Annotated in this window: 26 protein-coding genes; 15 read left to right on the top strand and 11 right to left on the bottom strand. The window is 68.3% G+C overall.

Annotation, left to right across the window (positions count from 1 at the left end):
* Positions 1-225 precede the first annotated feature (225 nt).
* Positions 226-564, bottom strand: a complete 339-nt coding sequence (locus ATO4_RS05175) for a hypothetical protein (RefSeq protein WP_083590341.1) — start codon at positions 562-564, stop codon at positions 226-228.
* Between the two features lie 142 nt (positions 565-706).
* Here ATO4_RS05175 and ATO4_RS05170 point away from each other — a divergent pair, with 142 nt between their 5' ends.
* Entirely contained in the window at positions 707-1609 is a 903-nt protein-coding gene (locus tag ATO4_RS05170) for a LysR substrate-binding domain-containing protein (RefSeq protein ID WP_083590340.1), read from the top strand.
* Between the two features lie 57 nt (positions 1610-1666).
* Here ATO4_RS05170 and ATO4_RS05165 read toward each other — a convergent pair whose 3' ends face one another.
* Positions 1667-2338 (bottom strand): cell wall hydrolase, encoded by a 672-nt coding sequence (locus ATO4_RS05165; protein WP_139802267.1) that lies wholly within the window; start codon positions 2336-2338, stop codon positions 1667-1669.
* Positions 2339-2680: 342 nt separating this feature from the next.
* On the opposite strand from ATO4_RS05165, the gene ATO4_RS05160 reads away from it, so the two are divergent.
* From ATO4_RS05160 to ATO4_RS05145, 4 genes are all read left to right on the top strand, one after another.
* Positions 2681-3127, top strand: coding sequence for a host attachment family protein (locus ATO4_RS05160; RefSeq protein ID WP_083590338.1), 447 nt, complete (start codon positions 2681-2683; stop codon positions 3125-3127).
* A gap of 328 nt (positions 3128-3455) precedes the next feature.
* Positions 3456-3806, top strand: a complete 351-nt coding sequence (locus tag ATO4_RS05155) for a hypothetical protein (RefSeq protein ID WP_083590337.1) — start codon at positions 3456-3458, stop codon at positions 3804-3806.
* Positions 3807-4043: 237 nt separating this feature from the next.
* The gene (locus ATO4_RS05150) at positions 4044-5003 is read left to right on the top strand and encodes an SH3 domain-containing protein (RefSeq protein ID WP_083590336.1); all 960 of its coding nucleotides are present in this window, start codon (positions 4044-4046) and stop codon (positions 5001-5003) included.
* A 159-nt stretch (positions 5004-5162) separates the two neighbouring features.
* Positions 5163-6167: a DUF4424 domain-containing protein gene (locus tag ATO4_RS05145; protein ID WP_176222865.1), complete on the top strand. Its 1005-nt coding sequence runs from the start codon at positions 5163-5165 to the stop codon at positions 6165-6167.
* 650 nt (positions 6168-6817) lie between these two features.
* Here ATO4_RS05145 and ATO4_RS05140 read toward each other — a convergent pair.
* From ATO4_RS05140 to ATO4_RS05130, 3 genes are read right to left on the bottom strand one after another with little or no spacing between them, the layout of a single operon-like run.
* The gene (locus tag ATO4_RS05140) at positions 6818-7276 is read right to left on the bottom strand and encodes a GNAT family N-acetyltransferase (protein ID WP_083590334.1); all 459 of its coding nucleotides are present in this window, start codon (positions 7274-7276) and stop codon (positions 6818-6820) included.
* 27 nt (positions 7277-7303) lie between these two features.
* A complete protein-coding gene (locus tag ATO4_RS05135) occupies positions 7304-7750 on the bottom strand; it encodes an NUDIX domain-containing protein (RefSeq protein WP_245308578.1) in 447 nt (148 codons plus the stop codon).
* 5 nt (positions 7751-7755) lie between these two features.
* Positions 7756-8592 carry a MoxR family ATPase gene (locus tag ATO4_RS05130; protein WP_083590333.1) on the bottom strand — a complete coding sequence of 279 codons (837 nt, stop codon included), beginning with the start codon at positions 8590-8592 and terminating at the stop codon, positions 7756-7758.
* A gap of 348 nt (positions 8593-8940) precedes the next feature.
* Between ATO4_RS05130 and ATO4_RS05125 the strand changes: the two genes are divergently transcribed.
* Positions 8941-10143, top strand: coding sequence for an MFS transporter (locus ATO4_RS05125; protein ID WP_083590332.1), 1203 nt, complete (start codon positions 8941-8943; stop codon positions 10141-10143).
* On the opposite strand, the gene ATO4_RS05120 is transcribed toward ATO4_RS05125, so the two are convergent.
* Both ATO4_RS05120 and opgC read right to left on the bottom strand, forming a co-directional pair.
* Positions 10110-10793 carry a DapH/DapD/GlmU-related protein gene (locus ATO4_RS05120; protein WP_083590331.1) on the bottom strand — a complete coding sequence of 228 codons (684 nt, stop codon included), beginning with the start codon at positions 10791-10793 and terminating at the stop codon, positions 10110-10112. The genes ATO4_RS05125 and ATO4_RS05120 overlap by 34 nt on opposite strands.
* Positions 10768-12000 (bottom strand): OpgC domain-containing protein, encoded by a 1233-nt coding sequence (opgC, locus tag ATO4_RS05115; RefSeq protein WP_176222863.1) that lies wholly within the window; start codon positions 11998-12000, stop codon positions 10768-10770. Before opgC ends, ATO4_RS05120 begins: the two co-directional genes overlap by 26 nt.
* A gap of 118 nt (positions 12001-12118) precedes the next feature.
* On the opposite strand from opgC, the gene ATO4_RS27620 reads away from it, so the two are divergent.
* The 4 genes from ATO4_RS27620 to ATO4_RS05095 all read left to right on the top strand — a co-directional run bounded on the left by ATO4_RS27620 (position 12119) and on the right by ATO4_RS05095 (position 14177).
* Entirely contained in the window at positions 12119-12301 is a 183-nt protein-coding gene (locus ATO4_RS27620) for a hypothetical protein (RefSeq protein WP_083590330.1), read from the top strand.
* A gap of 93 nt (positions 12302-12394) precedes the next feature.
* Positions 12395-12985, top strand: a complete 591-nt coding sequence (locus ATO4_RS05105; protein ID WP_083590329.1) for an SCO family protein — start codon at positions 12395-12397, stop codon at positions 12983-12985.
* 284 nt (positions 12986-13269) lie between these two features.
* The gene (locus ATO4_RS05100; protein ID WP_139802261.1) at positions 13270-13548 is read left to right on the top strand and encodes a hypothetical protein; all 279 of its coding nucleotides are present in this window, start codon (positions 13270-13272) and stop codon (positions 13546-13548) included.
* On the top strand, positions 13548-14177 hold the full coding sequence (locus ATO4_RS05095) for a Shedu anti-phage system protein SduA domain-containing protein (RefSeq protein ID WP_083590327.1): 630 nt from the start codon (positions 13548-13550) through the stop codon (positions 14175-14177). Before ATO4_RS05100 ends, ATO4_RS05095 begins: the two co-directional genes overlap by 1 nt.
* A 150-nt stretch (positions 14178-14327) precedes the next feature.
* Here the strand turns inward: ATO4_RS05095 and ATO4_RS05090 are convergent, their stop codons facing one another.
* Positions 14328-15611, bottom strand: coding sequence for an MFS transporter (locus tag ATO4_RS05090; RefSeq protein WP_083590326.1), 1284 nt, complete (start codon positions 15609-15611; stop codon positions 14328-14330).
* A 427-nt stretch (positions 15612-16038) separates the two neighbouring features.
* Here ATO4_RS05090 and ATO4_RS05085 point away from each other — a divergent pair, with 427 nt between their 5' ends.
* Positions 16039-17952: a sodium:proton antiporter gene (locus ATO4_RS05085; protein WP_083590325.1), complete on the top strand. Its 1914-nt coding sequence runs from the start codon at positions 16039-16041 to the stop codon at positions 17950-17952.
* Between the two features lie 2 nt (positions 17953-17954).
* Positions 17955-18833 (top strand): 50S ribosomal protein L11 methyltransferase, encoded by an 879-nt coding sequence (locus tag ATO4_RS05080; RefSeq protein ID WP_083590324.1) that lies wholly within the window; start codon positions 17955-17957, stop codon positions 18831-18833.
* Positions 18834-18990: 157 nt separating this feature from the next.
* Here ATO4_RS05080 and ATO4_RS05075 read toward each other — a convergent pair whose 3' ends face one another.
* A complete protein-coding gene (locus ATO4_RS05075) occupies positions 18991-19194 on the bottom strand; it encodes a hypothetical protein (protein WP_083590323.1) in 204 nt (67 codons plus the stop codon).
* Positions 19195-19475: 281 nt separating this feature from the next.
* Here ATO4_RS05075 and ATO4_RS05070 point away from each other — a divergent pair, with 281 nt between their 5' ends.
* Positions 19476-21296: an aminopeptidase P family protein gene (locus tag ATO4_RS05070; protein WP_083590322.1), complete on the top strand. Its 1821-nt coding sequence runs from the start codon at positions 19476-19478 to the stop codon at positions 21294-21296.
* Positions 21297-21376: 80 nt separating this feature from the next.
* Here the strand turns inward: ATO4_RS05070 and ATO4_RS05065 are convergent, their stop codons facing one another.
* Positions 21377-21832, bottom strand: coding sequence for a BA14K family protein (locus ATO4_RS05065; protein WP_083590321.1), 456 nt, complete (start codon positions 21830-21832; stop codon positions 21377-21379).
* A 248-nt stretch (positions 21833-22080) separates the two neighbouring features.
* On the opposite strand from ATO4_RS05065, the gene ATO4_RS05060 reads away from it, so the two are divergent.
* Positions 22081-22713: a DsbA family protein gene (locus tag ATO4_RS05060; RefSeq protein ID WP_083590320.1), complete on the top strand. Its 633-nt coding sequence runs from the start codon at positions 22081-22083 to the stop codon at positions 22711-22713.
* 1392 nt (positions 22714-24105) lie between these two features.
* Here ATO4_RS05060 and ATO4_RS05055 read toward each other — a convergent pair.
* The gene (locus tag ATO4_RS05055) at positions 24106-25038 is read right to left on the bottom strand and encodes an ATP-binding protein (RefSeq protein ID WP_083590319.1); all 933 of its coding nucleotides are present in this window, start codon (positions 25036-25038) and stop codon (positions 24106-24108) included.
* A 240-nt stretch (positions 25039-25278) separates the two neighbouring features.
* On the opposite strand from ATO4_RS05055, the gene yajC reads away from it, so the two are divergent.
* Positions 25279-25620 (top strand): preprotein translocase subunit YajC, encoded by a 342-nt coding sequence (gene yajC, locus ATO4_RS05050; protein ID WP_083590383.1) that lies wholly within the window; start codon positions 25279-25281, stop codon positions 25618-25620.
* Positions 25621-25688: the final 68 nt, after the last annotated feature.

Below are 25688 nucleotides of genomic sequence, written 5' to 3'. Positions count from 1 at the left end.
AACAGCCAGCGCATACATAGGCACCCGTTCGATAAGTCAGGGTGCCGTTGGTAAAAGTTTTCGTGATCGGAAATCGACCGGCTGCGCCATTTCGGTCGGCGACGTGGCGGAGCCCGGGCGCAGGTCGTTCTCGCAGGCAGTTTCAGCGCCGCAGACGGTCGATGCGGCGTCTCCGCTTCTGCGCGTCGCGCCGGGCGGGGCAAAAGGCCGCGCCCGGCGGAGGCGTCATCGAGGCCTGGAAGCCGGCTCGCCCGGTCTGCGGCGTGAGCCGGCCGTGGCGTGACCGGCGGGGCCGACCTCGACGGCACGCATCCGGCGCAGGCGGTCCAGCGCGTCCACCTCCAGCGGCAGCCGGGCCGCCGCCTCGACCTGATGCCGCTCAAGGCCGGTGATGTCGCGCAGGACGTCGTCGTCGACCCGCAGCAGCGTCGCGATGGCGTCGCGGCGCAATTTCTGGCGCCGCCGCTCGACGGTCCAGGAGCGCAGCCAGCCGCCGGCGCCGCGATTGCCGAGATGCGCTGCGGCGGCTTCCTCGATGCGCGGCGCATAGATCCACTGAAGCATGTCACTCTCCTTCGTTGGGTTGAGTGGAGAGTGGTCCTTCGGGATTGATGAGTCCAACGAAACGTTCTAATATGAGGGATGAGAGAAGCTCATTGATACGGGCGCATGGATGTGGGCCCACAGAGACAGGAAGGTCGCTGCGATGAACCAGATGACGCCCGTCGTCACCAATCTCGACATCGATCTCGCCCGCACCTTCGTGGCGATCTGCGAGACCGGCAATTTCACGAGGGCGGCGGAGCGGGTGTTCCGCTCGCCCTCGGCCGTCAGCCTGCAGGTGAAGAAGCTGGAGGAGATGGTGGGGCGGCCGCTGTTCCGGCGCGAGACGCGGGTCGTCGAGCTGACCGTCGACGGCGAGTACCTGCTCGGCTTCGCCCGCAAGATGCTCAAGCTCAACGACGAAGTGCTCGGATATTTCCGCCGCCCGTCGATCGAGGGTCGGGTCTCGCTCGGCGCGCCCTATGACGCGGGGATCTTCGCGATCCCGCTGATCCTGAAGATGTTCGCCTCGACCCACCCGCATGTCGACGTCGACGTGCGGCTGGAATCCAGCGCGGACCTGCGCCGCCTGGCCATCGAGGGGGAGATCGACGTCGCGCTGATGGCGACGGAGGAGCACCCGGGCTACCGCGCCGTCGAGGCGCATTGCGAGCCGCTGGTGTGGGTCGGCCTGCGCAACGGCTGCGCCCCGACGCGCGATCCGCTGCCGCTCGCTTTGGCCAACCACGGGTGCATCTGGCGGTCGGCGGCGCTCGATGCCCTCGACAAGGCGGGGCGGCCCTACCGCGTCGCCTATACCAGCCGGAACTGCCAGGCGCAGATCGCCGCGGTGGAGGCGGACCTCGCGATCGCGCCGCTGCCGATCAGCGTCGTGTCCCAGAGGCTCGTGCGCCTCGACAGGACGCGGGACCTGCCGCCGCTCGGCAACTACCACGTCTATCTGATGACCCGCGAAGGGGCGGGCCCCGTCGCCGAGGCGCTGAGCGACCATGTCATGGCGAGTTTTCGCGAGCGGAGCGGGCAGGGCGCCCGCATCTTCGCCTGAGCGTCTGCGGCGGGCCGTCGCGCGGCGTCAGGTGCCGCGATCCCGCCTGTTGCCGCGTCAGGTGCCGCCGTTCGTGGCGATGACGTCGTCGATGCTGATCGGCGCCAGCATGGCGCTGCCGGCGCTCGCGGGTGCGGGCGCGAAGGTCGCCGCGGCCTGAGGCGGCGCTGCCGGCATCGGCACGGCCTGGGGCTGGCTCTGGGGCGCCGCTTGAATCTCGGGCTGCGCCCGGATCGTCTCGGGCGAGGGGTAGGCGTAGGTCGTCTGGGGCGCCGTCGCCTGGTAGCCGGTGAGCATGGCGCGGGCCGCGCGGTTGGCGGCCTCGAGGCCCGGCGGGTTGATGAAGGCGGGGTCGCTCTTGCGCCGGGCGTTCTTGCGCTTCTCGTAGAAGACGTTGCCGCCGGCTTCCACCAGATAGTGCATGTTGGTGTAGGGGAACGTCATCCCGGCGGTGTGGAAGAACTTGGCGCCGTGGACGTAGCGATGCCGGCCGCCCTTGAGGACCTTGGTCGCCATCTGCGCCGCGAGCCTGCTGCCCTTGCCCATCTGGCGGCTGAGGACGCCGGGGGCGAACTGGTTCTTCTGGCCGACGACGGCGCAGACCGTGTTGGGATATTCCTTCGCCTCGACCCGGTTCATCACCACCGTGCCGACGGCGAGCATGCCTTCGGGGCTCGAACGGTTCGATTCGAAATACATCACGCGGGTCATGCACTCGTGCTCGCTCATCACCCGCCGCCCGAACAGCGACGAGGCGCAGCCGGACAGGCCGACGGCGAGGAGGACGAGGCTGGCGGCCCTGAGGGCGGATTTCGTTTGCAGCATGATCAGAACTCGGATGGCCGATGGCGATTCGGGCGTGTCGAGTTCGCGATATTGCCCATGGCGCCTTAACGGGTGGTGCCAAACGGCCATGATTCCCGGATAATTGCTGGATATGGTTAAGATTTTTGGAGAAGTTTAAGGATTTTGGGCCGGCGACGGCGAGGCGCCTGAAACGGGACGGGCGTTCGATCGTTGGTGGTGACAGGCCGGCGTGGACCGGCCGCCAAAAACGAGAAAGGCAATGCCATGTTGGACAAGCCGATCGCCTACAAGACCTGGATCCTCGTCGCCGACGGGGAGAAGGCGCTGTTCCTGGAAAACATCGGTGACGGCGAGCTGCCGAACTTCGAGATCCGCCGGGTCGAGGAGCAGGACAATCCGCCGAGCCGCGAACAGGGCGCCCACCGGCCCGGCCGGCTGACCGACCGGGGCTCCGGCCATCAGTCCGCGGTGGCGGACACCGACTGGCACCAGCTCGGCAAGGAGCGCTTCGCGGCCGAGATCGCCGAGATGCTCTACAAGATGGCCCATCGCGGCCGCTACGAGAAACTCGTCGTCGTCGCGCCGCCGAAGATCCTCGGCGAGATGCGCCTCAAGTTCCACAAGGAGGTGCAGGACCGCATCGTCGGCGAGCTCGCCAAGGACTTCACCAATCATCCGGTGGACCAGATCGAGAAGATGCTGGCGGCCTGACGGTCTGCGCTACCGACCGGGGAGGCGGCGGCTTCCCCGGTCGAGGCCGCCGGCTCCGGCCGCCCGGGCCACCCTCGATTTCACCGCCCGTCGCGGTCGCGGGATGGCCGGCGCGGACGGCCGCCATCCGGTCGCTTGCGTCGCATGGGGGAACGGGACGACATTTCCGTCTCTGCCCCGTGTTTGCGCCGGAGCAGCGCCGTGCTTGTCCCGGCGTCCGGATTTCTGTCCGCAGCATCCATTTCCCGCCGCCGCCCCCGTCGCCGCATTGCCGATCGGGGCGCCTCGCCTTACGGAACATCGACCGCAACGATGGACCAGTAACGGCATGTATCGTCTCTTCTTTCTCGCTCTCGCCCTGGTCATTTCGTGCAGCGGCGCGGTGCGCGCCGACGATCTCCACAAGGACGACTGGAGCTTCAACTTCTTCAACGACTCGCGCCAGACCGTCACGCAGATCAACACGATCCGGCGCGACGGCGAATGGAGCCGCAACTGGCTCCGCGAGCCGATGGACCGCGGCACCGGCCTGACGCTGAGCTTCAAGGACAAGGGCGACACGCGCTGCAAGGTGCGCACCTATGTCAAGTTCACCGACGGCTCCTTCTACGACCGCGAGATCGACTATTGCGGCATCGCGATCGTCCGCGTGACCGGCCGGGCGATGACCACCGAATGATCCTCGCCCGACCCCTGCGCGGTGTCCTTGCCGGCGCGGATGGAAGGACCGGGTGCGGGGCGGCGGCCGGTTGAGCCTCCTCGGTCGAAATCCTCGCCTTGCCTCCGCGCCCGCTCGATCTTCGCCCGGCGCTCCCGACGAACCCCTTCCGGCCTTTCTCGAAGCGAAAACCCATCCTTCGAAGCGAAAACCAATGGGCGCAGCCATCCGCGCCGAACCATCCATATGGAGTGACGCATGCTGATGTTGCGAATGCTTGCGGCGGCAGGGCTGTCGATTGCGGCCGGTTCGCTCGCTCCGGCTTCGGCCCAGGGGTTCGCCCCGGCCTGCGAGAGGGAGGTCAAGGACCTCTGCGGGCGCATCTCCGTCGGCCGATGCTTCCAGGACGAGAGCCTGTGGAACTCCGTCAGCCCCCGCTGCACCGGCGACATCCAGACGATGATCGAGATGGAGCGCGAGGCGCTGGAGCAGCAGGCCGAGGACAATCAGTCCCGCCGCCAGGCAGCGGACGCGGACGGCGGGATCCAGCGGGGCCGATCCTATGGCGGCATCCTCAGGGCCGGCCCGGGCATGGAGTTCTCCAAGCTCGGCAGCCTGCAGCCCGACGACGACATCAACCTCCTCGAGGACACCGGCGTCTGGTTCAACGACTACAAGTGGTACAAGGTGGATACGCCGCTGGGCGTCGGCTACCACTGGGGCGGGATCTTCTGCACCGAGGGCAAGGCGGCGGAGGGCGTGTTCCAGAGCTGCGCATCGGACGCGGGAGGCGGCCCGATGCCCGCCGATGCCGGCCCCCCGCCGGCCGGCGACGAGACCGCCGATGCCGAGAGCTACGTGCGGGCCTTCTACACCGAGCCGTTCCTCTCGGACGCGCTGTCCCCCGAGAACGAGGGCTTCTTCACGGAGCCCGCCGTCCGGACGATCCGCGCCAACAACCGGCCGGGCGGCTCCTGCATCGACGTCAGCCCGATCGTCGCCGCCCAGGACTACGACAGCGCCGAGATCGACCGGACGCTGGATCTGAGGGCATCGCGGGCCGCCAACGGCCAGATGCTCGTCGAGGCAACGTTCCGCAATTTCGGCCAGCGGACGGACGTCGTCTGGACCCTCGTCGGATCGTCCGGCTACTGGCTCGTCTCCGACATCGAGGCCCCGGGGCAGGGCCCCTCGCTCGGCTCGCTGCGCTGCGGCTAGGGCCGCGCAATCGGGCCCGGGCCGCCAGGGGCGCCCAAGCGGGCCCGGGGCGGCAGGACCGCGCACGCGGGCTCGGGGCGATCCGGGCCGCAGGCCGACCAGATGATTACGAGGCGACAGCGGCCGCCGAGCCCACAAGCCGCCAGCGGGAGAGGCCACGTGACACTTCGCATTCTGGCAGCAGCCGGCCTCTTCCTCGCCGCAGGCGAGGCCACCGCGCTCGCCAACGACACGATGGCCAACACGGCATCGGGCGGCCTCGTCTTCGAGACGACCGACGCCGTCGCGATGGTGAGCGAGGATCTGGCGATCTCGCAGAAGGAGATCGTCGTGCGCTACGTCTTCCGGAACATCTCGGAGGCGGACGTGACCTCGACGGTCGCGTTCCCGATGCCCGACGTGACGATCGAACCCTACGAGGGCGACCGGTCGGTGCCGTCGGGCGACATCAACGATCCGATCGCCTTCACGACCCTGGTGGATGGCAAGCCCGTCGAGATGGCCCGGGAGAAGCGGGCCGTGGTCGGCGACATCGATGTCACCGAAAAGCTGACCGCGCTCGGCCTGCCGCTGGAGCCGTTCGGCGAGGCGGCTGATGCCAGGCTCAACGCCCTCGGCGTCGAGGCCAGGAAGGACGCGCTGCGGTCCGGGCTCGCGGTGACGGAGGAGGGCCAGGAGGGCGACGCCTGGGACCAGCCGCTCATCCCGCACTGGACCTTCCGGGCGACCTATCACTGGACGCAGACCTTTCCCGCAGGCCGGGAGGTGAGGGTCGAGCATCGCTACGAGCCCTCGGTCTATTCCAATCTCGGCACGATGCTCGGCGACGCGGATTTCGCGGCCGAGACCGCCGCCCTGCGCAAGACCTACTGCATCGACGACGCGCTGATGGCGACGCTGGCGAAGGCGACGAAGACGACGGAGTTCGGCCAGATCCCCTATGCCGAGCGTCACGTCGACTACGTGCTCGTCACCGGCGCCAACTGGGCGAGGCCCATCGGCGACTTCAGGCTGACGGTGGACAAGGGCTCGCCGAAGCACCTCGTCAGCTTCTGCGCCGAGGGGGTGACGAAGACCGGGCCGACGACGTTCGAGATGCGCAAGACGGATTTCACGCCGACGGAGGATCTGAACGTTTTGATCCTGGTGCCGACCGGGGGGTGATGGCCCCGACAGGCCCTTGCCGGCCGGGCGAGAGGGCGACGAGGGGGCGAAAACCTCACCGCTTCGTCATCCCGGGCTTGACCCGGGATCCACTCAAATCATCCCAGCCCCCGCCACGGATCCATCCGAAGTCGTTGAATCTTCTGATACGGTTGGCGTGCTTCGAGGGCGGAGGAATGGGTCCCGGGTCAAGCCCGGGATGACGAAGCGTCGGAGGTGGCTGTGGGTCTGCAGCGCTGGCGTTTCCTGAGGCATGCCCGACCCGAGAAGGCCGGTCTGCTGCTCGGCCACCGGGGCCTCGGCCATTGGAGCGCGGGCGAGTCCCTGAGCATGGGGGCGGCTCGATGTTGCCGGCCGCGATGTCCACGAAGGGGCGGAAGCCTCACCGCGTCGTCATCCCGGGCTTGACCCGGGATCCATTCCAAATCATCCAAGCCGCCGCCACGGATCCAATCGAAGTCCATCTGAAGTCGTTGAATGTTCTGACGCGATTGGGCGACTTCGCGGGCAGAGGAATGGGTCCCGGGTCAAGCCCGGGATGACGAAGCGTCGGGGGTGGGCTGTGGGTGTGCAGCGCTGGCGTTTCCTGAGGGATACCCGGCCGGAGAAGGCGGGTTCGACGAGTCCCGCTCTGCCGACGAAGACCAGCCTCACCCCTCCGGCCGCTGGTACTTGATGAAGGGCGTCTTCTCGCCGATGCGGTCGTAGAGCATGCGGCCGGCATAGTTGAATTCCTGGGTCGTCCAGTAGACGCTCGGGCAGCCCGCCGCGTCGGCCGCGGCGTAGACGGCTTCGATCAGCGCGCGGCCGATGCCCTTGCCGCGGATGGCGGGGTCGGCGAAGAGGTCCTGCAGGTAGCAGACATTTTCCACCCGCCAGCAGTGGCGATGGAAGAAGTAGTGGACGAGGCCGACCGGCCGCCCGTCGACGACGGCGAGGAAGCCGCTCGGATCGTAGGGCGCCTCGCCGAGCAGCCGGGCGAAGGTCGAGGCGTAGACCGCCTCCGGCACCTGCGACTTGTAGAATTCGAGATAGCCGGTCCAGAGCCTGCGCCATTCCGGCTCGTCGCCGGCGACGATGGGGCGGATGAGAAGGTCGGTCTGGGACATCGGGTGGGATCTCGCGAGAAGCGCAGGTCAGCGCGGATGGAAGAACGGGGCGGACAGCATCTCGCTCATGGCGTAGCCGAGCCGCAAGCGGGCTTCGGCGAGCGGGATCCAGAACAGCCGGAAGAGGACCGGTTCGCCCTGGCTCGGCTGGCCCTCGACATGGTGCCATTCGGCCGGCAGCTCGTCCGGCGCGTCGAAGGCGTAGCAATGCCGCTCATGGCGGATGAGGCGGCCGTCATGCTCGTAGCGATGCTGCTGCACACCGAGTTCGTGGAGCGGCGGGGCGATCGCAAAGCCGGTCTCTTCGGCGAACTCGCGGAAGGCCGCCTCGCGCGGCGTCTCGCCGGGCTCGACGGTCCCGCCCGGAACCTGCGTCAATACCTGCGGACAGTCGGGCTCGTCGAAGACGAGGAGCATCTCGCCGCGACGGGCATAGACGAGGACTTTCGTCTCGTCGAAATGCAGCTGCATCATCGGCTTCAGCCGCGCCGCGCCAGGAAGGCCAGCCGCTCGAACAGGTGCACGTCCTGCTCGTTCTTGAGCAGCGCGCCGTGGAGCTTCGGCAGCACCTTCGCCGGGCTTTCGCGCAAATCCCTCGCCTCGACGTCCTCGGCGACGAGCAGCCGGATCCAGTCGAGGGCCTCGGAGGTGGAAGGCTTCTTCTTCAGGCCGGGCTGCTCGCGGATCTCGTAGAACTGGGTGAGGGCGGCGCGCACCAGATCCTGCTTGATGCCGGGATAATGCACGTCGACGATCTTCTGCAGCGTCTCGGCGTCGGGAAACTGGATGTAGTGGAAGAAGCAGCGGCGCAGGAAGGCGTCCGGCAGCTCCTTCTCGTTGTTGGAGGTGATGACGACGATCGGCCGGTGCCTCGCCTCGATCGTGTCGCCGGTCTCGGTGACGTCGAAGCTCATCTTGTCGAGCTCCTGCAGGAGATCGTTGGGGAACTCGATGTCGGCCTTGTCGATCTCGTCGATCAGGAGGACGACGCGCTCGTCCGAGGCAAAGGCATTCCAGAGCTTGCCGGGGCGGATGTAGTTGCGGATGTCGCGGACCCGCTCGTCGCCGAGCTGGCTGTCGCGCAGGCGCGAGACGGCGTCGTATTCGTAGAGGCCCTGCGCCGCCCGCGTGGTCGACTTCACCGTCCACTGGATCAGCCGCAGCCCCAGGGACTGCGCGATCTGGAAGGCCAGCTCGGTCTTGCCGGTGCCGGGCTCGCCCTTGACCAGCAGCGGCCGCTGCAGGGTGATCGCCGCATTGACGGCAACCATCAGGTCCTTGCCCGCGACATAGGTGGTGGTTCCGGAAAAGCGCATCGTCGTCCTCGTCTGGCATCGCCGCCGGGCGGCAGGGATCGCCCCGCACCACAAGCGTCGGCGCAACCATAGGCGGCCCGGCCGGGCTTGCAAGCGCTGCGTCTGCGAAGCGGGAACTGTGCGTTCGCCGATTTTGGCGCCCCGGGTGGCTGGATTCTTTCGCAGCTGCGAATAGCTAGAGCTGCAGCGGCGGCCGGTCGGCAGCCGCCGAAGCCATCCGCAGTCCATCGATTCGTCTCGCTCGTTCCGGCGCCGATCCGGCGCTGCCTTGCCGCTCCGCCACGGCATGGCTGAGAGCGGACCGACCCCCATGAGCCAGCCCCGGCACGAAAACGAGAAGCACCCGCCATGCGCCACACTGCGACGACGCCCGCTTCGGCCGGCGACAGTGCCGGTCTCGGCCCGACCCTGACCTTCCTCTTCGCCCTGTCCTGCGGCGCCCTGGCGGCCAACCTCTATTACGCCCAGCCGCTGGTCTCGCTGATGGGCACCGATCTCGGCCTGCCGGTCGCGGCGGAGAGCTCGATCGTGACGGTGGCCCAGATCGGCTATGCCATCGGCCTGGTCTTCCTGGTGCCGCTCGGCGACCTCCTGGAAAACCGCCGCCTCATCCTCGTCACCATGGCGGCGAACGTCGTCGGCCTCGCGGGTCTCGCACTGGCGCCGGGGCTCGGCGCGCTGTTCGCCGGCATGCTGTTCGTCGGCGCGACCTCCTGCGCGGCGCAGATGCTGGTGCCGCTCGCCGCCAATCTGGCGCCGGAGGCCGAACGGGGCGCCGTCGTCGGCAACGTCATGAGCGGGCTTCTCGGCGGCATCCTTCTGGCGCGGCCGGTGTCGAGCTTCCTGGCCGACTATCTCGGCTGGCGCGGCGTCTTCGGCGTCTCGGCCGTGGCGATCACGCTGCTCGGCCTCGCCTCGCTGGCGCTTCTGCCGCGGCGCGAGCCGGGCGGGGAACGCGGCTACTGGAGCCTCATCCGCTCGCTCGGGCAGCTCTTCGCGAGCGAGCCGGTGCTGCGGCGCCGGGGCCTCTACCATGCCGCGATGTTCGCCGCCTTCTCGCTGTTCTGGACGGCGGCGCCGATCATCCTGATGCGCGAGCCGTTCGGCTTCTCGCCGAGCGGCGTCGCGCTGTTCGCCCTCGCCGGCGTCCTCGGCGTGTTCGCAGCGCCCGTCGCCGGACGTCTCGCCGACCGCGGCTTCTCGCGCATCGGCACGGTGGCGGCGCTGTCGATGGTGATTGCCGCCTTCCTCGTCGCCACCTTCGGCACGGCGTCGCTCGCCGCGCTGGTCTTCGCCGCGGTGGTCGTCGATCTCGGGGTGCAGGCCAACCTCGTCTTCGGCCAGCGGGAGATCTACCGGCTGGCGCCGAACATCCGCAACCGGCTCAACGCCGTCTACATGACCACCTTCTTCGTCGGCGGGGCGATCGGCTCGGCGCTGGCGAGCCCGGTGCTGGAGGGCTTCGGCTGGATCGGCGTCTGCGTCCTCGGCATGGGCATGCCGGCGGCGGCGCTTCTCTACTTCGCCGTCGCCGACGGCGCGGGGGACTGAGCCTCCCACTTGTCGAGGAAGGCCTCGATCGGCAGGGCCTGCATGTCCGGGATGGCGTCGAACAGGGTTTCCAGCGGCCAGTCCCACCAGCCGAGCGCGGCGATGCGCGCGGCGACGGGCGCCTCGAAGCGCATCCGGATCGGCCGGGCCGGCACGCCGGCAACGACCGCGTAGGGCGCGACGTCCCGCGTCACCACCGCGCCGCCGCCGATCACCGCGCCGTCGCCGATCGCGACCCCCGGCATGAGGATCGCGCCGTGGCCGATCCACACGTCGTGGCCGATCACGACGCGCTGCGCCTTGCGGGCCTCGGCGACGGTCTGGTCGACGGCGAGCCAGCGGAAATACTCGTTCGGCCGGTAGCTGACCTTGTGGGTGGTCAGGCGCTCCATCGGATGGGCGAGGGCGTTGATGCGGACATTGGCGGCGATCGAGCAGAACCTGCCGATGGTGGCGTGGATCGCCTCGCCGCCGCGCTCGAAATAGGAGAAGTCGCCGACCTCGACGTCGCGCAGGACGACGCGCGGGCCGATCTCGGCGTAGCGGCCGAGCTTGGAACGCTTCAGCTCCGCCGTCGTCGAAATCCTCGGCTCGCTCGGGCGGAAGCGCAGCTCGTCGAAATTCTCAGGTCGCGGGCTTTCTGGCGGCATCGTCGATCGCAGGCGTTGCGGTGTCATTGCGGTATCCGTAGTCGCGATCGGCCTCGGACGCCACCAGCAGCGAGCGCTTCGGCTGGCCGGAGGGACCGCGCCTCGCCCGGTCGCGGTGAAGCGCGAAGGCGAGCTGGAGGGCGACGCCGACGCCGATGACCAGGAGATCGAGGGAGAGCGGCAGGCCGCCGGTGCCGATGACGAGGACGGTGATCGCGTCGGAGAGGACCGCGCCGAGGACGAAGATCGGCAGGCTGTTGCGGCCGGCGGCGAAGACCGGGCGCAGCCAGCCCTCCGGCGACAGGCGCTTCAGGGCGTCGAGGTTGAAGACGACATAGACGATGGCGAGCACGTTGATCAGGCGCAGCGGCCCCTCGCTGGTCTTCGACATGAGGAGATGCAGCAGCGGCTGGTCCTTCAGCCAGGTGAAATGGACGACGAGATTGGCCGGCACCGCCAGGACGCAGACGGTCAGCGCCGCGAGGAACAGCGGCCGCACATAGGGGAACGCCGCCTGGCCCTGCCGGACCCTCAAGCCGGCGACGAGGCCGATGACGAAGACCAGCTGCCAGGAGAAGGGGCCGAAGTACCAGACGTCCTTCCGGGCCGCGAGGTCGGTGAGGTTGAGATGCAGGAGCCCGGCCGCCAGCCACAGCGCGGCGGAGGCGGCAAGGGCGAGCCGCAGCGAACGGTCGATCACCGCGAAGAACAGCGGGATGGCGGCGATGAGGACGATGTAGAGCGGCAGGATGTCCAGCTCGGCCGGCAGATAGCGCAACAGCAGCGCCTCGCCGGCATAACGCAGCGGTTCGGCGGCGATCAGATCCAGCGACCAGTAGGCGAGGATCGTCTCGTGGCGGGGCAGCGGCAGGAGGACGAGCGCCGAAACGACGCCGGCGAACAGCATCAGGTGGACGCGGTAGAGCTCGAGCGAGCGGCGCAGCGTGCGGCGGGCGACGGACCGCAGGTCGGCCCTGCCGGTGGGCGGATGATAGGCGAGGGCGGCCGACATGCCGGCCATCATGACGAAGAGTTCCGCCGCGTCCGAAAATCCCCGGCTCTGCTGCAGGGCCTCGGAGAAGGAGACGTTGGCGTGGTCGATGAAGATCAGGAGGAGCGACAGGCCGCGTACGAGGTCGATGCGGTTTTCGCGGATGCGCGACATGGGAGTGGTTTCCGTCAGGAAGAAGCGCCTGATCTTCGCCATCAGATACCACCATGATCGGCGCAGAATTCGCCCGAGGGGATGGGGCCGGCGACAAATTTTCGCGACAGGATTAACGAAGCCGTCGCCCCGCCGGGGCCGATGGGCTAGGAAGCAGCCGATGAGCGCACCGACCGAACCCCTGCCGACGGAACCTCGCAATGCCGACGGCGTCCTCCGCCTCGCGCTCGCGGGCATCGCGACCATCCTCGGAGTTGCGGGGCTGGGCCTTGCGCTCTGGCTCGATCAGGGCGAAGCGCTGTTCGTCAGGCTGGCGGCGAGCGCCTGGGCGAGTTGCTTCTGACGGCGGTGGCAGAACGGCAGACCGTCTCGTCGAGGCGACCGTCAGGGCGATCCGGCGATCACGCGGCCGGCGATTTTTCTCGGAGTATCCAACATGCAGACGCGCACGATCATCCAGACGGGGCTTTGGGCCGTCGTCGCCCTCGTCGCGGGCGCCCTCGTCTTCACCTATTTCAATCTCTCCCGCCAGGGCCCGGCCGGCGACGCGCCCTATGGCACGCCCTTCACCCTCGTCGACCAGAACGGCGAGAGCTTCAGCTCGGACAAGCTTGCGGGCGAGCCCTATGCCCTGTTCTTCGGCTACACCCACTGTCCCGACGTCTGCCCGACGACGCTCTACGAACTCGCCTCGCACCAGGACGCGATCGAGAAGGCGGGCCACGACTTCCAGGTGGTCTTCGTTACCGTCGATCCGGAGCGGGACACGCCGGGGGTGCTGAAGGAGTATGTCGAGGCGGTGTCGCCGAAGATCGTCGCGCTGACGGGAGACAGGCAGGACGTCGCCGCGATGGCCAAGGGCTGGGGCGCCTATTTCGCCCGGCAGGGCGAGGGCGCGGACTATTTGATGGACCACACCGCCACCACCTTCCTCATCGACGCCGACGGCCGGCTCGCCGGCACCATCGCCTATGGCGAGGATCCGAAGACGGTCACCGCCAAGCTCGAGAGGCTGGCGGGGGCGTGAGGGCGGGCTCCAGCGCTGACAACTGGGCGGGCAGGGCCCGGCGATAGTCCGACGGATTTCTCAAGGAGAGCGCGCCGGGTCTCGGCGGCGGAGCGTGAGGCAGGAGGCGAACGGTGGAGCAGAGGACGATGAGATTGCGTTAGCACGGAGCGCGAGGGATGGGTTGCAAGCAGCTATTCATGCATCCCCTCAACGACATCGGTTTCGCGCCATCCCTCATGCATGATGGACTGTGATGACGGCGCCTCTTACATTGGATTCACCGTCGCGCGGCAGGAGAGCAAATGATGGTCACGCTGCAAGTAAAAGACGATGATCCTAATGATCGGCAAGTGCTGATCAGCAGTACGGCTGCCAACATGATCTCGTCGCTGCACCCATTCAACAAAACGAAAACCCTCGCTGTGGAGAAGAGGGTCAAATCGAGCGTTCTCGACCCCGGGAAAATCAACAAAATCGTCGGCGTCGATAATGCCTTCGTCGCGCGCGCCGGCAAGTTGCGTGTCGTCTTCACGAAAAAGGATGAAGCGATCGTCATCACGTCGGTGGTCGCGAAGGACTGATGGCGAAATCCTATTTCGATGCGCACGTTTTTAGTTTGCGGCATGCGGAAGGCGAATTAGCCCAATTCAAGGCCCTCCTCGACACAAATGCCGACCTTGATGAACGCGATCAGGTGCTGAAGAACTTCGACAATTGGCCCAATCTCTGCGCAATGATGGGGCAGTATAACAGTCGCTTGGGCATTGGCGATTTGATCAAACGGGAGTTTCGGGTTCTTCCCCATTTCAGAACCGATCTCACCGTCCGGCGTGATGGAACGGACAATCTCTGCCTGATCGAGTTCGAGGGCGCGTCCGAAAGGCATATTTTCGAAGACAGCAACCGCGGCGTCGACAGGTGGGCCCGCCCGTTCGAAAAGGGGTTCAGTCAGGTCGTCGACTGGACCTGGGCGCTCGATCACTACCGCAAGACCGGCGACTACGTGGACGCCTTCGGCAGCGAGCGACCCAACATCGTCGGTGTACTTGCTATCGGGCGCTCCACCTCACTTTCGACGAAAGTCCGGATGGATCGATGGGAGTGGCGGCGGAACAAGGTCAGGGCCGATAGCTTTACGCTGACTCTCGTGACGTTCGACGAGCTTTACCGAGACTTCGAGATGTGGATCGGCCTGAGGAAAACTCCGTGATGAAGAGCGCGGATGTGCCTAAGGAGCCGAAGCTGTCATCTCAGCATGAACCAAAAGAGCAGTGACCCGACATCCGCTCGACGTTGCTGGCGGCACCAGACGCCGAACGCCAGATGGGGCATCGGTTGAATTCCGGTCTCATTCCGGACATCACGTCCCGGCCTGTGCCGACGGCGCAGGCTCGCCTTCGCGGTCGGTCTCGGCCTGTTCGACGGCCCAGGCGCTCGCGGCCTCGATGGCGACCGGCGAGGCCGTCGGGATGACGCCGAGATAGCTGTCGGTCTGGCTGGCGGGAACGCCGGGGCGCTGGGTCATGCGGTAGAGGGCGTAGAGGGCGATCGCGCCGAAGGTGACGGCGAGGACCAGCCAGAAGGTGAAGGGGCCGGCCGCCTCCATCGTCCAGCCGGTGACGAGCGGGCCGATGATCGCGCCGAGCCCGAAGGTGAAGACGAGGCCGCCGGAGGCGGCCGGCATGTCTTCCGGGGCGAGGAAGTCGTTCGTATGGGCGAGGAACAGCGCGTAGAGCGGCGTCGTCATGCCGCCGGCGACGAAGGCCGAGGCCATCAGCGGCCACAGCGCGTCCCCCGCCATGAAGCCGCCGAGGCATGAGGCGCCGGCGATCAGGGACGCCGCGAGGATCAGGTGGCGGCGATCGACGCGATCGGAGATCCAGCCGATCGGATACTGGAAGACGAGGGCGCCGGCGAACAGCATGGCGATGAACAGGGAAATCTGGGACGCCGTCATCCCGATCAGCGTGCCGAAGACCGGGCCCATGCCCGACTGCGTCGCATAGACGGTGCCGAGGAGGAAGATGCCGGCCGTGCCGAGGGGCGAGCGGACGAACAGGTCGCGCAGCGGCATCGGCCGCGTGACCTCCGTCTTAGGGGCCGGCGCGACGGTCAACAGGATCGGGGCGAAGGAGATCGAGACGAGGATCGAGGCGCCGATGAACAAGACCGAGGTCTGGGCGTCGCCGAGCGTCAGCAGCCCCTGCGCCCCGATGATGCCGAGCGTCTGGGCGATCATGTAGGCCGACAGGACCTTGCCGCGCGTCGCGTTGGTGGAGGCGTCGTTGAGCCAGCTTTCCGCAGTGACGTAGACGCCCGACATGCAGAAGCCGACGAGCACCCGCAAAAGCGTCCACGCCCAGGGCTCGACGAGGAGGGGGAAGGCGATCAGGCCCGCCGACATGAAGCTGCCGAGGGCGGCGAAGACCCGCACATGGCCGACATTGCGGATCAGCGACGGCGTCAGCCGCGCGCCGGAGAGAAATCCGACGAAATAGCCGGAGGTCACGATGGCGAGTTCCGTCGCCGAGAAGCCCTCCAGCCCGCCGCGCAGGCCGATGAGGGTGAAGTGCATGCCGTTGCCGAGCATGATCAGGACGATGCCGAGCAGGAGCGCCCAGATGCCGGAGAAGACTTTGAACATGGGCCGCCTCCAGCGCCGATCCGACTCCCGACGCCAGGCGTCCGCAGGATAGTAGGGACCGGCACGGCCTTTCGGTATCCCGTTTGCGAAACGGGCGTGACCTAAACGCGACGCCGCCCGATCTGCGACCGGCGCGCCCGCCGGATCTTCCGCCGCTCTGCCGATCCTGGCATTCGCGCCGATGCCGACGGGCCTGTCCCTTTCGGCCGGGGAGGGAACCTCTCGCCGGTCTCTGCGCTATGGCGTCGCGGACGCGGTTCCGGCGGACGAACGCCCCATCTTTGGGCGGGCTCGCCTCCGGGCCCATGGGCCTTGCCGCGCCGCGCCATATCTTCGTCACAGCCACCGACGTCCCAGCCAGCGAAGCTCCCCATCGACGCTGCCGGGCGAGCGTTTCTTGCGCCCCGAACCGACAGGATTCTTGCCGATGCACGATCTCGCCATGCAACTCGCCGTGATCGGTGTCGCGGGCATCGCCTCGCAGTGGGTGGCCTGGCGGCTGCAGATCCCCGCCATCGTCATGCTGCTGGGCGTCGGGTTGCTGTTCGGCCCGGTCACCGGGTTGATGAACCCGCGCGAGGATTTCGGCGAGCTGTACACCCCGCTGGTCTCGACCGCCGTCGCCATCATCCTCTTCGAGGGCGGGCTGACGCTGAATCTCAGGGAAATCCGCGAGACCTCGACGGCGGTGCGCCGCGTCGTCTTGTTCTCGGGCCCGATGGTCTGGGTGATGACGGCGCTGGCCGCCCATTATGTCGGCGGCATGGACTGGCCGATAGCCATCATCCTCGGCGCGCTGCTCGTCGTCACCGGCCCGACCGTCATCATGCCGCTGCTGCGCCACGCCCGGCTGCGCGCGCGGCCGGCATCGATCCTGCGCTGGGAGGCGATCCTCAACGATCCGGTCGGCGCGCTCTTCGCGGTGATCTCCTTCGAGGCCTATCTCGTCCTGCGCGGCGCCCACGACGCCGAGCACCTGATCCTGACCACCATCGCCGCGCTGGTCGTCGCGGTCGCCGGCGGCATCCTCGTCGGCCGGGGGCTGATCCGGTTCTTCGCGCGGGGCCACGCGCCGGAATATCTGAAGGCGCCGATCCTCTTCGCCGTCGTCGTCGGCATGAACGCCCTGACCAACCTCCTGCTCGAGGAGGCCGGGCTCCTGACCGTCACCGTCATGGGCGTCACCATGGCGAATGCGCGGCTTGCGAGCCTCGCCGAATTGCAGAAGTTCAAGGAGACGATCACCGTCCTCCTGGTCTCCGGCCTGTTCATCATCCTGACCGCCTCGCTGCAGCGCTCGGTCATCCTGAGCCTCGAATGGCGGGTCGTCGCCTTCCTGGTGCTGGTCCTCCTCGTCATCCGCCCGATCGCGATCTTCACCTCGACCATCGGGGCGGGGCTGGGCGTCAAGGAACGGCTGCTGGTCTCCTGGATCGCGCCGCGCGGCATCGTGGCGGTGGCGGTGGCCGGGCTGTTCGGCGCGACGCTGTCGCGGCTCGGGATGCCGGACGCCGACCGGATGGTCGCCTACACCTTCGCCGTGGTCGCCGCGACGATCCTCTTCCACGGCTTCACCCTGCAGCCGCTCGCCCGCTTCCTCGACCTGCGCGTCACCAACCGGCCGGGCATCCTCATCGTCGGCGCCTCGCGCTTCTCGATCGCGCTGGCGCAGCGGCTGAAGGCCCAGAACGTGCCGGTGCTGATCGCCGATTCGAACTGGTCGCACATCTCCGAGGCGCGGCTCGCCGAGGTGGAGGTGTGGTTCGGCGAGATCCTGTCGGAGGAGGCGCATCACTCCCTCGACCTGTCGCGCTTCGACCACATGATCGCGGCCACCGACAACGACGCCTACAACGCCCTCGTCTGCACCGACTTCGGCGCCGAGATCGGCCGCTCCGAGGTGTTCCAGATCGGCTCGACCACCGGCACCCAGGACAACGGCGGCGCCGCCCGCCATTCGATGCACGTCTCCCTCGGCGGCATCCCGCTGTTCAAGCCGCCGCGGACCTACAACCAGCTGCGCGACCACATCATCGACGGCTGGGCCTTTCAGGCGACGCGGCTGTCGGAGGAGTTCGGCATCCGGCAGTTCCACGAGACGCGGCCCGACGGCACGCTGCCGATCCTCTGGATCAAGCCGTCGCAGGAGATCATCTTTACGTCCGCGGAAGGGGCGGGCGAGCCCGCCATCGGGGACGTCATCGTCTCCTTCGGCCCGCCGCGCGCCGAGCGCGACCAGGAAAAGATCGTCCGCGGCACCTTGACCGAACGCGAGGCGCGCAGGGAAAAGGCCCGCAAGACCTCCGAAGAGGTCACCCGCCAGACCGAGGGGACGAACTGACAGTGCAGGTCCGATATTTCCTCAGCGCGCCGCGCCACGCCGCCGACAGCGCCTATGCCCGCATCGAGGCGGCCTTCGAGGAGGAGGGCGCGCCGCTCTCCCTCGTCGAGATCGACGAGGCGAAGGGGATCTGGGAGGTCAGCGCCTATGTCGACGCCGGCGACGGCGAAGACCGCTCCGCCGAATATGCCGCGGCGGCCGGCCTCGGCCCCGACGTCGCGATCGGGCGCGAGGACCTGCCGGACCAGGACTGGATGGCCTCGGTGCTCGCCGGGCTGAAGCCCGTGCGGGCCGGGCGCTTCGTCGTCCACGGCGCCCATGACCGGGCAAATGTCGGGGCGCACGAGCTGGCGATCGAGATCGAGGCGGGAATGGCCTTCGGCACCGGCCACCACGGCACGACGGCCGGCTGCCTGACGCTGATCGACGACGTCGTGCGGCTGCGCCGCCCCCGCCAGGTGCTCGATCTCGGCACCGGCAGCGCGGTGCTGGCGATCGCGGTGGCCAAGCTCGCCCGGCTCGACGTGCTGGCGACCGACATCGATCCGGTGGCGGTCAAGGTCGCGGCGGAGAACGTGCGCGCCAACGGTGTCGCGGCGAGGGTCGAGACGGCGCAGGCGACGGGCTTTGCCTCGCCGCAGGTGCGCCGGCGGGCACCCTACGACCTCATCGTCGCCAATATCCTCGCCGGGCCGCTGATCAGCCTGTCGGGAGAGTTTCGCCGCCATGCCGCGCCGCGCGCCGACGTCATCCTGTCGGGCATCCTCACCGGTCAGGCGGCCGCGGTGCGGGCGGCGTTCCGGGCCCAGGGCTTCGTCCACTGCCGGACGCTGGTCAGGGGCGAATGGGTGGCGCTGCATCTGCGGCGCATGGCGGCCTGAACGCAAAAGCCTGCGCCGCAGGGCGGCCTGAACAAGGAAGGCCCCGCCACCTCGGGCGAGGTGACGGGGCCCTGATCATCGAATGGGGGCTGCGTCCAAAGCTGCCGGGCGGAGCCCGACGGGGTCTTCAGCTGCCGGGCGGAGCCCGGCGGGCCGCTCAGCCGCGGTGCGGGGCGCGGCCGTCGAAATGCGAGGTGGTCTCGCCGCCGAAGACGTCCGGCGAAAAGCGCTTGCCGTAATGGGTGGCGATGTAGCGGCGGGCTTCGCGCTCGCGGGCTTCCATCATCCGGTTGAGGACCGTCCGCATGATGCCGGCGGTCTGCTGGCGCGGACGTGCGGTGGTGGTCTCGTTGTTGGCCATGGTGCGTCTCCTTGAGAAAACTGGTTCCGGCCTCCCGTTGCATTGCAATATGCGCGTGATCGCGGGGCGCCGGTAGCCGGCCGGCCGCATAGGTCCATCCCGCCTGCTGCAATGCAGCATGAGGGGCGGCATGAGGGGCAGACAAGCGGCAGATGAGCGGCAGCATGCGCGGTTTCCGGCAGCCGGGAAGGGGTCGCCGGACGTGCATCGGAGGACGGGGAACTCTTGCGGCAGCCGGCAAAATGCCGGACACAGCGACGAGGCGCAGCGAAAGGGCCGACATGTTCCAGAGTTTCGACAATCCCGGCGATTTTTCCCAGAGCGCGGCGCGGATCGACGCGTTGCGCGGGGTGCTGAAGGAGGCCGGCGTCGACGGCTTCATCGTGCCGCGGGCCGACGAGCACCAGGGCGAATACATCCCGCCCTCGGCGGCGCGGCTGGAATGGCTGACCGGGTTTTCCGGCTCGGCCGGCGTGGCGGTCGTCCTTTCCGACCGGGCGGCGATCCTCGTCGACGGGCGCTATACGCTGCAGGTGCGCGACCAGATCGACCTCGGCGCGGTGACGCCGCTCTCCTCCATCGAGACGCCGCTGCCGGCCTATCTGGAGAGCGAGGCGGCGGGGCTGAGGATCGCTTACGATCCCTGGCTGCACACGATCTCTGAGGTCGAGACGCTGGGCCGGATCATGGCCGCGACCGGCGGCGCGCTGGTGGCGCTCGAGGCCAACCCGGTCGATCGCATCTGGACGGATCGCCCGGCGCCGCCGAAGGGGCGGGCGTTCCTGCATGGCGACAATCTCGCCGGCAAGAGCGCCGCGGCAAAGATCGGCGACGTGCAGGCGGCGATCGCCGCGGCCAAGGCCGATCTGACCGTCCTCACCGATCCGTCCTCGATCGCCTGGACCTTCAACATCCGCGGCGCCGACGTCGCCCACACGCCGCTGATGCTGGCCTTCGCCATCGTTCCGGCGACGGGCCGCCCGCGCCTCTATGTCGATCCGGACAAGCTCGACGACGGCGTTTCGGGGCAGCTGTCGTCGCTCGCCGAGATCCGGCCGCCGGAGGCCTTCGAAGGCGAGCTCGGCGAACATGCGAAGGGGCACGCGGCGGGGCTCGACCCGCATCTGGCGGCATCCTGGCTCGCCACGATCGTCGAGGCGGCGGGCGGAAGGGTGGTCGAGCTGACCGACCCGGCGCGGCTGCCGCGGGCGATCAAGAACGACGGCGAACTCGCCGGCAGCCGGGCCGCCCACCGGCGCGACGGCCTCGCCATGGTGCGCTTCCTCGCCTGGCTCGACCGGCAGGCGCCGGGCTCGCTGGACGAGATCGCCGCCGCCGAGCGCCTCGAGGCGTTCCGGGCCGAGGCCGGCGAGGCGGCCGGCGTGGCTCTGGCGGACATTTCCTTCGACACCATCTCGGGAAGCGGCCCGAACGGCGCCATCGTCCACTACCGGGTGAATCGTGAGACCAACCGGCGGCTCGGGGCGGGCGAACTCTTCCTGATCGATTCCGGCGCGCAATATCTCGACGGGACGACGGACATCACCCGCACGGTGCCGATCGGCGAGCCCGATCCTTTGGCGAAGACGCGGTTCACCCAGGTGCTGAAAGGGATGATCGGCATCTCGCTGGCCCGGTTTCCGAAGGGGACGCGCGGCGTCGACATCGACGTCCTCGCCCGGATTGCCCTCTGGAAGGCCGGCTGCGACTACGCCCACGGCACCGGCCACGGCGTCGGCGCGTTCCTCGCCGTGCATGAGGGCCCGCAGTCGATCTCGCGGCGCGGCATGGCGGTGCTGCAGCCGGGCATGATCGTCTCCAATGAGCCCGGCTACTACAAGGAAGGCGCCTTCGGCATCCGCATCGAGAATCTCGTCGTCGTCACCGAGGCCGAGGCGATCGCGGGGGGCGACCTGCCGATGCACGGCTTCGAGACGCTGACGCTGGCGCCGATCGACCGCCGGCTGATCGACCGGACGCTTCTGACAGACGAGGAACTGGGCTGGCTGAACGCCTATCACGCCCGGGTGCGCGACACCCTGGCGGCCGACCTCGCGGCGGAGGATGCCACCTGGCTGGAGGCGGCGACGCGGCCGGTCTGACCGGCCCTGCCACCTCCATTCACCCGCTTCACCCGTCGCGCGCCGCTATCTTGGGCACGCAGGGTCTCGCCGCGAACCGCTCAGCGGCACATCTGGCGTGGCCCGTGATAGGGCTGGAAGGTGCCGGAGCGGGCATCGAAGGAGCGGTAGCGCGCGTGGCAGTATCGATACCAGGCTCTGGACCACGGCCGCGGCCCGTGGCGATAGGCCCTGGGGGAGACGCGGTAGAGCGGCCGCGGGCCGTGGTAATAGGGATCGTGATAGTAGCGCGGCTCGGCGATCGCGATGCCGAGGCCAAGGCCCAGAATGCCGCCGATCACCGCTGCGGCGCCGATGCCGATGCCGTCGTGGTGGTGACGATGCCAGCGGCGGTGGTGCCGGTGGCCGGCCTCGGCGGGCGTGACGCCGAGGATCGGCATGCCGGCCGGCAGCGTCACCGGCGCCGCCGCCAGCGCGGCGACGAGGACCACCGCCGTCAGCGACAGGCGGCCCCATACGGGTGTCAGGGAAAAACGTGGCTTCGGGGCGAATGGCATCGGTGTTTTCCTCCCAGGATGGCGAACGAGCATGACAGCTTGCCGGAGGGCAGGGACCCGAACGTCCTCTACCCCTCGAATCGCCCGTCGCACTTGCGGAGCAGCATTCCCAAGAGCTTGAAGAACCAACTATAAACGAGCGTGTTGACGTAGTGTTACCCATCTTCCGCGCCATTGCAACTGCCGGTGGCCCGCCGGCGGCTTGCGACGGCCGGGCGGCGATGCGACAAGAAGGCTGGAGGCCACCCATGATCCCGCATCTCGTCTATTTCGCCGATCCCATGTGCTCGTGGTGCTGGGGGTTCGCCCCGGCCATCGACGCGATCGCCACGCGCCATCCCGACCTGCCGATCCGGCTCGTCCTCGGCGGGCTCCGCCCGTTCAACGACAAGCCGATGGACGCCGCGGCCAAGGCCGAGATCCGGCGGCACTGGGAGCATGTGGCGGCGGCGAGCGGCCAGCCCTTCGATTATGGCTTCTTCGAGCGCACCGGCTTCGTCTACGACACCGAGCCGGCGGCGCGGGCCGTGGTGGCGGCGCGGCGGCTGGATCCCGGCCGCACCTTCGCGCTCAACCGGCGCATCGCCCACGCCTTCTACGCCGAGAACCGCGACGTCACCGACGCCGCCGTCCTGACCGCTCTGGCGCAGGAGGAGGGTCTCGACGCCGAGCGATTTGCGGCGGTCTTCGAAGATGCCGCGACCCGCGAGGAGACGCTGGCGGATTTCGCCGTCTCGAAGGCGTCGGGCGTGACCGGCTTTCCGACGCTGGTCGCCGGGCCCGTCGATCGGCACGGCGGGCGCTACGAGGCCATCGCAATGGGTTTTCTGCCGGTCGATCAGGTGCTTGCGCGCGTCGATGGGTTTCTCGCGGAGGTCTGAGCGGACATCTGCGGTTTTCGAGCTTGCGGGCATGCAATCACAAAATGCGGCTTCAGGTGAAAATACGTCTCGACAGCGCCGGTGAAGCATGCTTTCCTTACGGAAGAGCTCAAGCATTTTACCGTTGGCCCGAATGAGTTTTTCTCAGAATGACTTCTGGTCCGCATGACTTGAGTTTCGGCTTCTGCCGGATTCGAGCCGTTGCGAGCCCCATCGAAGCAACCGGATCTCTGGGCGCATCCTCGGGCGCGCCGCCGGGCCGGCAGGGTCGAAGCCTGCGGCCCGCGGGGCAGAGCGTGCCGGTCTCCGCGCTTTCTGCGGGCCGTCGCAGCCAGATCACGCAGGCTGCCAGATCATGCAGGCAGGCAAATCACACAGGCAGGCAAATCACACAGGCATAGCCTCAGGTCAGCCGATCACGCCGGTCGGCATGCCGTGCGAGCCTGTCCTTTCGGCGATCGACGTCCGTGGCCGAAGCTCGGGAACCTGCGGATCGCGTGGTCGGGGTGCCGGAGGGTGCCGGAGTCGCGGGACCGCGCCTCCGAGAGCGTGAGGAGACGGAAGGCGTGGACCGCGTGTCGGCGGCCGGAAGGCGGGGCTGAAGGACATCGGCCGGAAGGGCGTGGGACCGGAAGGACCCGGCAGGCGACGGTCCGGAACGCGACGATCCGGAAGGCGACGGTCGGGAGCCAAATCGGCGGGGATGCGTTGTGACAAAGGCGGTCCATGCGGGCGGTGGCGTCTGCGGGCACGCAGGCAACGGCACGCAGGCAACGGACGGTCCGGGTCGCGGACCGCCCGGCCGATCGGGCGGGCGAGGCGGCGCGACGTCGCCGGCTCCGGCATATCAGGCGGCATGTGGAGCGGCGCGCGCGCCGGATCAGCGCGCCGAAAGACGGCCAAACAGGGCATGCCGAGAGCCAGAGGCAACTCGGTCGACGCGCCGGAGGCGTATCTCCGGTGAGCCGAAGGGTGTGAGCCGGCGGGAAGGGGCGCCCGCCGGCCATACCTTCCGGTGTGCAGATCGGGGCGCGTATGGGCGCCGGCTCGAAATGCACCGCCGCGGCCGGGGCACGATTCTTGCCGCGCGGTGAGGGCTTGCCGGACAGTGGTTTCGGAAGGTGGCGCGGGTTGCCGGGAGTGGCTCGCCGGGCTGGATCGGGAGGTGCTATCCCGCTCCGTCCTCCTGTTGCCGCGTCATCTTTTCCGGAATCCGGTTCGAACTTTTCGGGATCAGACTCTGGTGAGTCGCGTCGGTTTGGCCGGACCGGCGAGACGGTGGCGCGGCGAGCCGACCGGCTCGGAGGGATTAGCGCGAATGGCCCGGGGCGTCGGAGCGCCGCGCGGTGCGGCCCGTCTCTGGATGGGGCCGCAGGGCAACGCTGCGGCGGGTCAGCCTTTCCCGGCGTTCGCCACGATCTCGAGGGGACGGCCGAGGCGGCCGGCGAGGTCCATGATGAACTGGTGGGCGACGCGGCCGGAGCGGCTGCCCCGCGTCGTCGCCCATTCCAGCGCCTCCCGCCGGATCTCCTCGGGCGCCACGAGGCCGGCGAGGCCGTAGGCCTCCACATAGCCTTCGATCATCGCGAGAAATTGATCCTGGCTGCAATTGTGGAAGCCGAGCCACAGGCCGAACCGGTCCGACAGCGACACCTTCTCCTCCACCGCCTCGCCGGGATTGATCGCCGTCGAACGCTCGTTCTCGATCATGTCGCGGGGCAGGAGATGGCGCCGGTTTGAGGTGGCGTAGAACAGGACATTGGCCGGCCGCCCCTCGACGCCGCCCTCCAGCGCCGCCTTCAGCGACTTGTAGGCCGTGTCGTCGTGATCGAAGGAGAGGTCGTCGCAGAACAGCAGAATCGGCGCCGGCGCCGTCACCAGGAGGTTCATCAGCCCCGGCAGATGGGCGATGTCCTCGCGCGGGATCTCCACGAGTTTCAGCGGCGGCAGCTTGCCCCCGGCGGTTCCGGTCCCGTCGCCCCCGGCGATCTCGGCGTTCACGGCAGCGTGAACCGCCTTGACCAGCGACGACTTGCCCATCCCGCGCGCGCCCCACAGAAGCGCGTTGTTCGCCGGCAGGCCCTTGGCGAAGCGCAGGGTGTTCTCGAAGAGGATGTCGCGCGAGCGCTCGATCCCCTTCAGGAGCAGGATCGGCACCCGGTTGACCCGCTGCACCGGCTTGAGGCCGAGATCGGGGTCGAAGACGAAGCAGTCGGCGGCGGCAAAGTCCGGCTCGCGGGGGCTCGGCGGCGCAAGGCGGGAGAGGCTCGCCGCGATGGCTTCGAGGCTTGCGGCGATGCGGGAAAGGTCGCTGTCCTGCGGCATGTCGTGGTCCGTCGGTCGGGGCTGGAGGGTGGCTGGCGGCGTCGCCGGAAGGAGAGGCGGGACGCCGTCCCGTCTCCATAGGCGCGGATCGGGCGGGCTGCAAATGCGCTGGCTTGTTGCATTGGACCCGGCCGTTCGTATATTCCGGCCACGCTCGGGCGGGCTTCCAGACGGAAATCCGGGCTTGTCCGGCGGCCGACGCATCGGCCGTCTGCCGAAACTCTTTTAGCGAGGTTGATGATGTTCGTGTCCGAGGCTTTCGCCCAGACCGGTGGTATGACCGGTGGTGGAAGCGAATTGTTGATCAGTATTCTTCCCTTCGTCGCGGTCTTCGCGATCATGTACTTCCTCATCATCCGCCCGCAGCGGACGCAGATGAAGAAGCGGGAGGAGATGCTGAAGAACATCCGGCGCGGCGACACGATCGTCACCGGCGGCGGCATCGTCGCCAAGGTGACCAAGGTCCTCGACAATGGCGAGCTCGAGGTCCAGATCTCCGAGCAGGTCCGCGTCCGCGTCCTGCAGGGGACGGTGACCGACGTCCGCGTCAAGGGCGAACCGGCGGCAGCCAACAACAAATAGCCAAGGTCTTGGACCAACGGCACGTTCTGTCGTAACCTCGTCTGGCCTGCCGTAGCTGCGGCAGGACG

Source organism: Aurantimonas sp. 22II-16-19i (assembly GCF_002088275.1).
Taxonomy (GTDB): Bacteria; Pseudomonadota; Alphaproteobacteria; order Rhizobiales; family Rhizobiaceae; genus Jiella.
The sequence above is the reverse complement of the archived record's forward strand: the minus strand, read 5'-3'. Positions and strand labels throughout refer to the sequence as shown.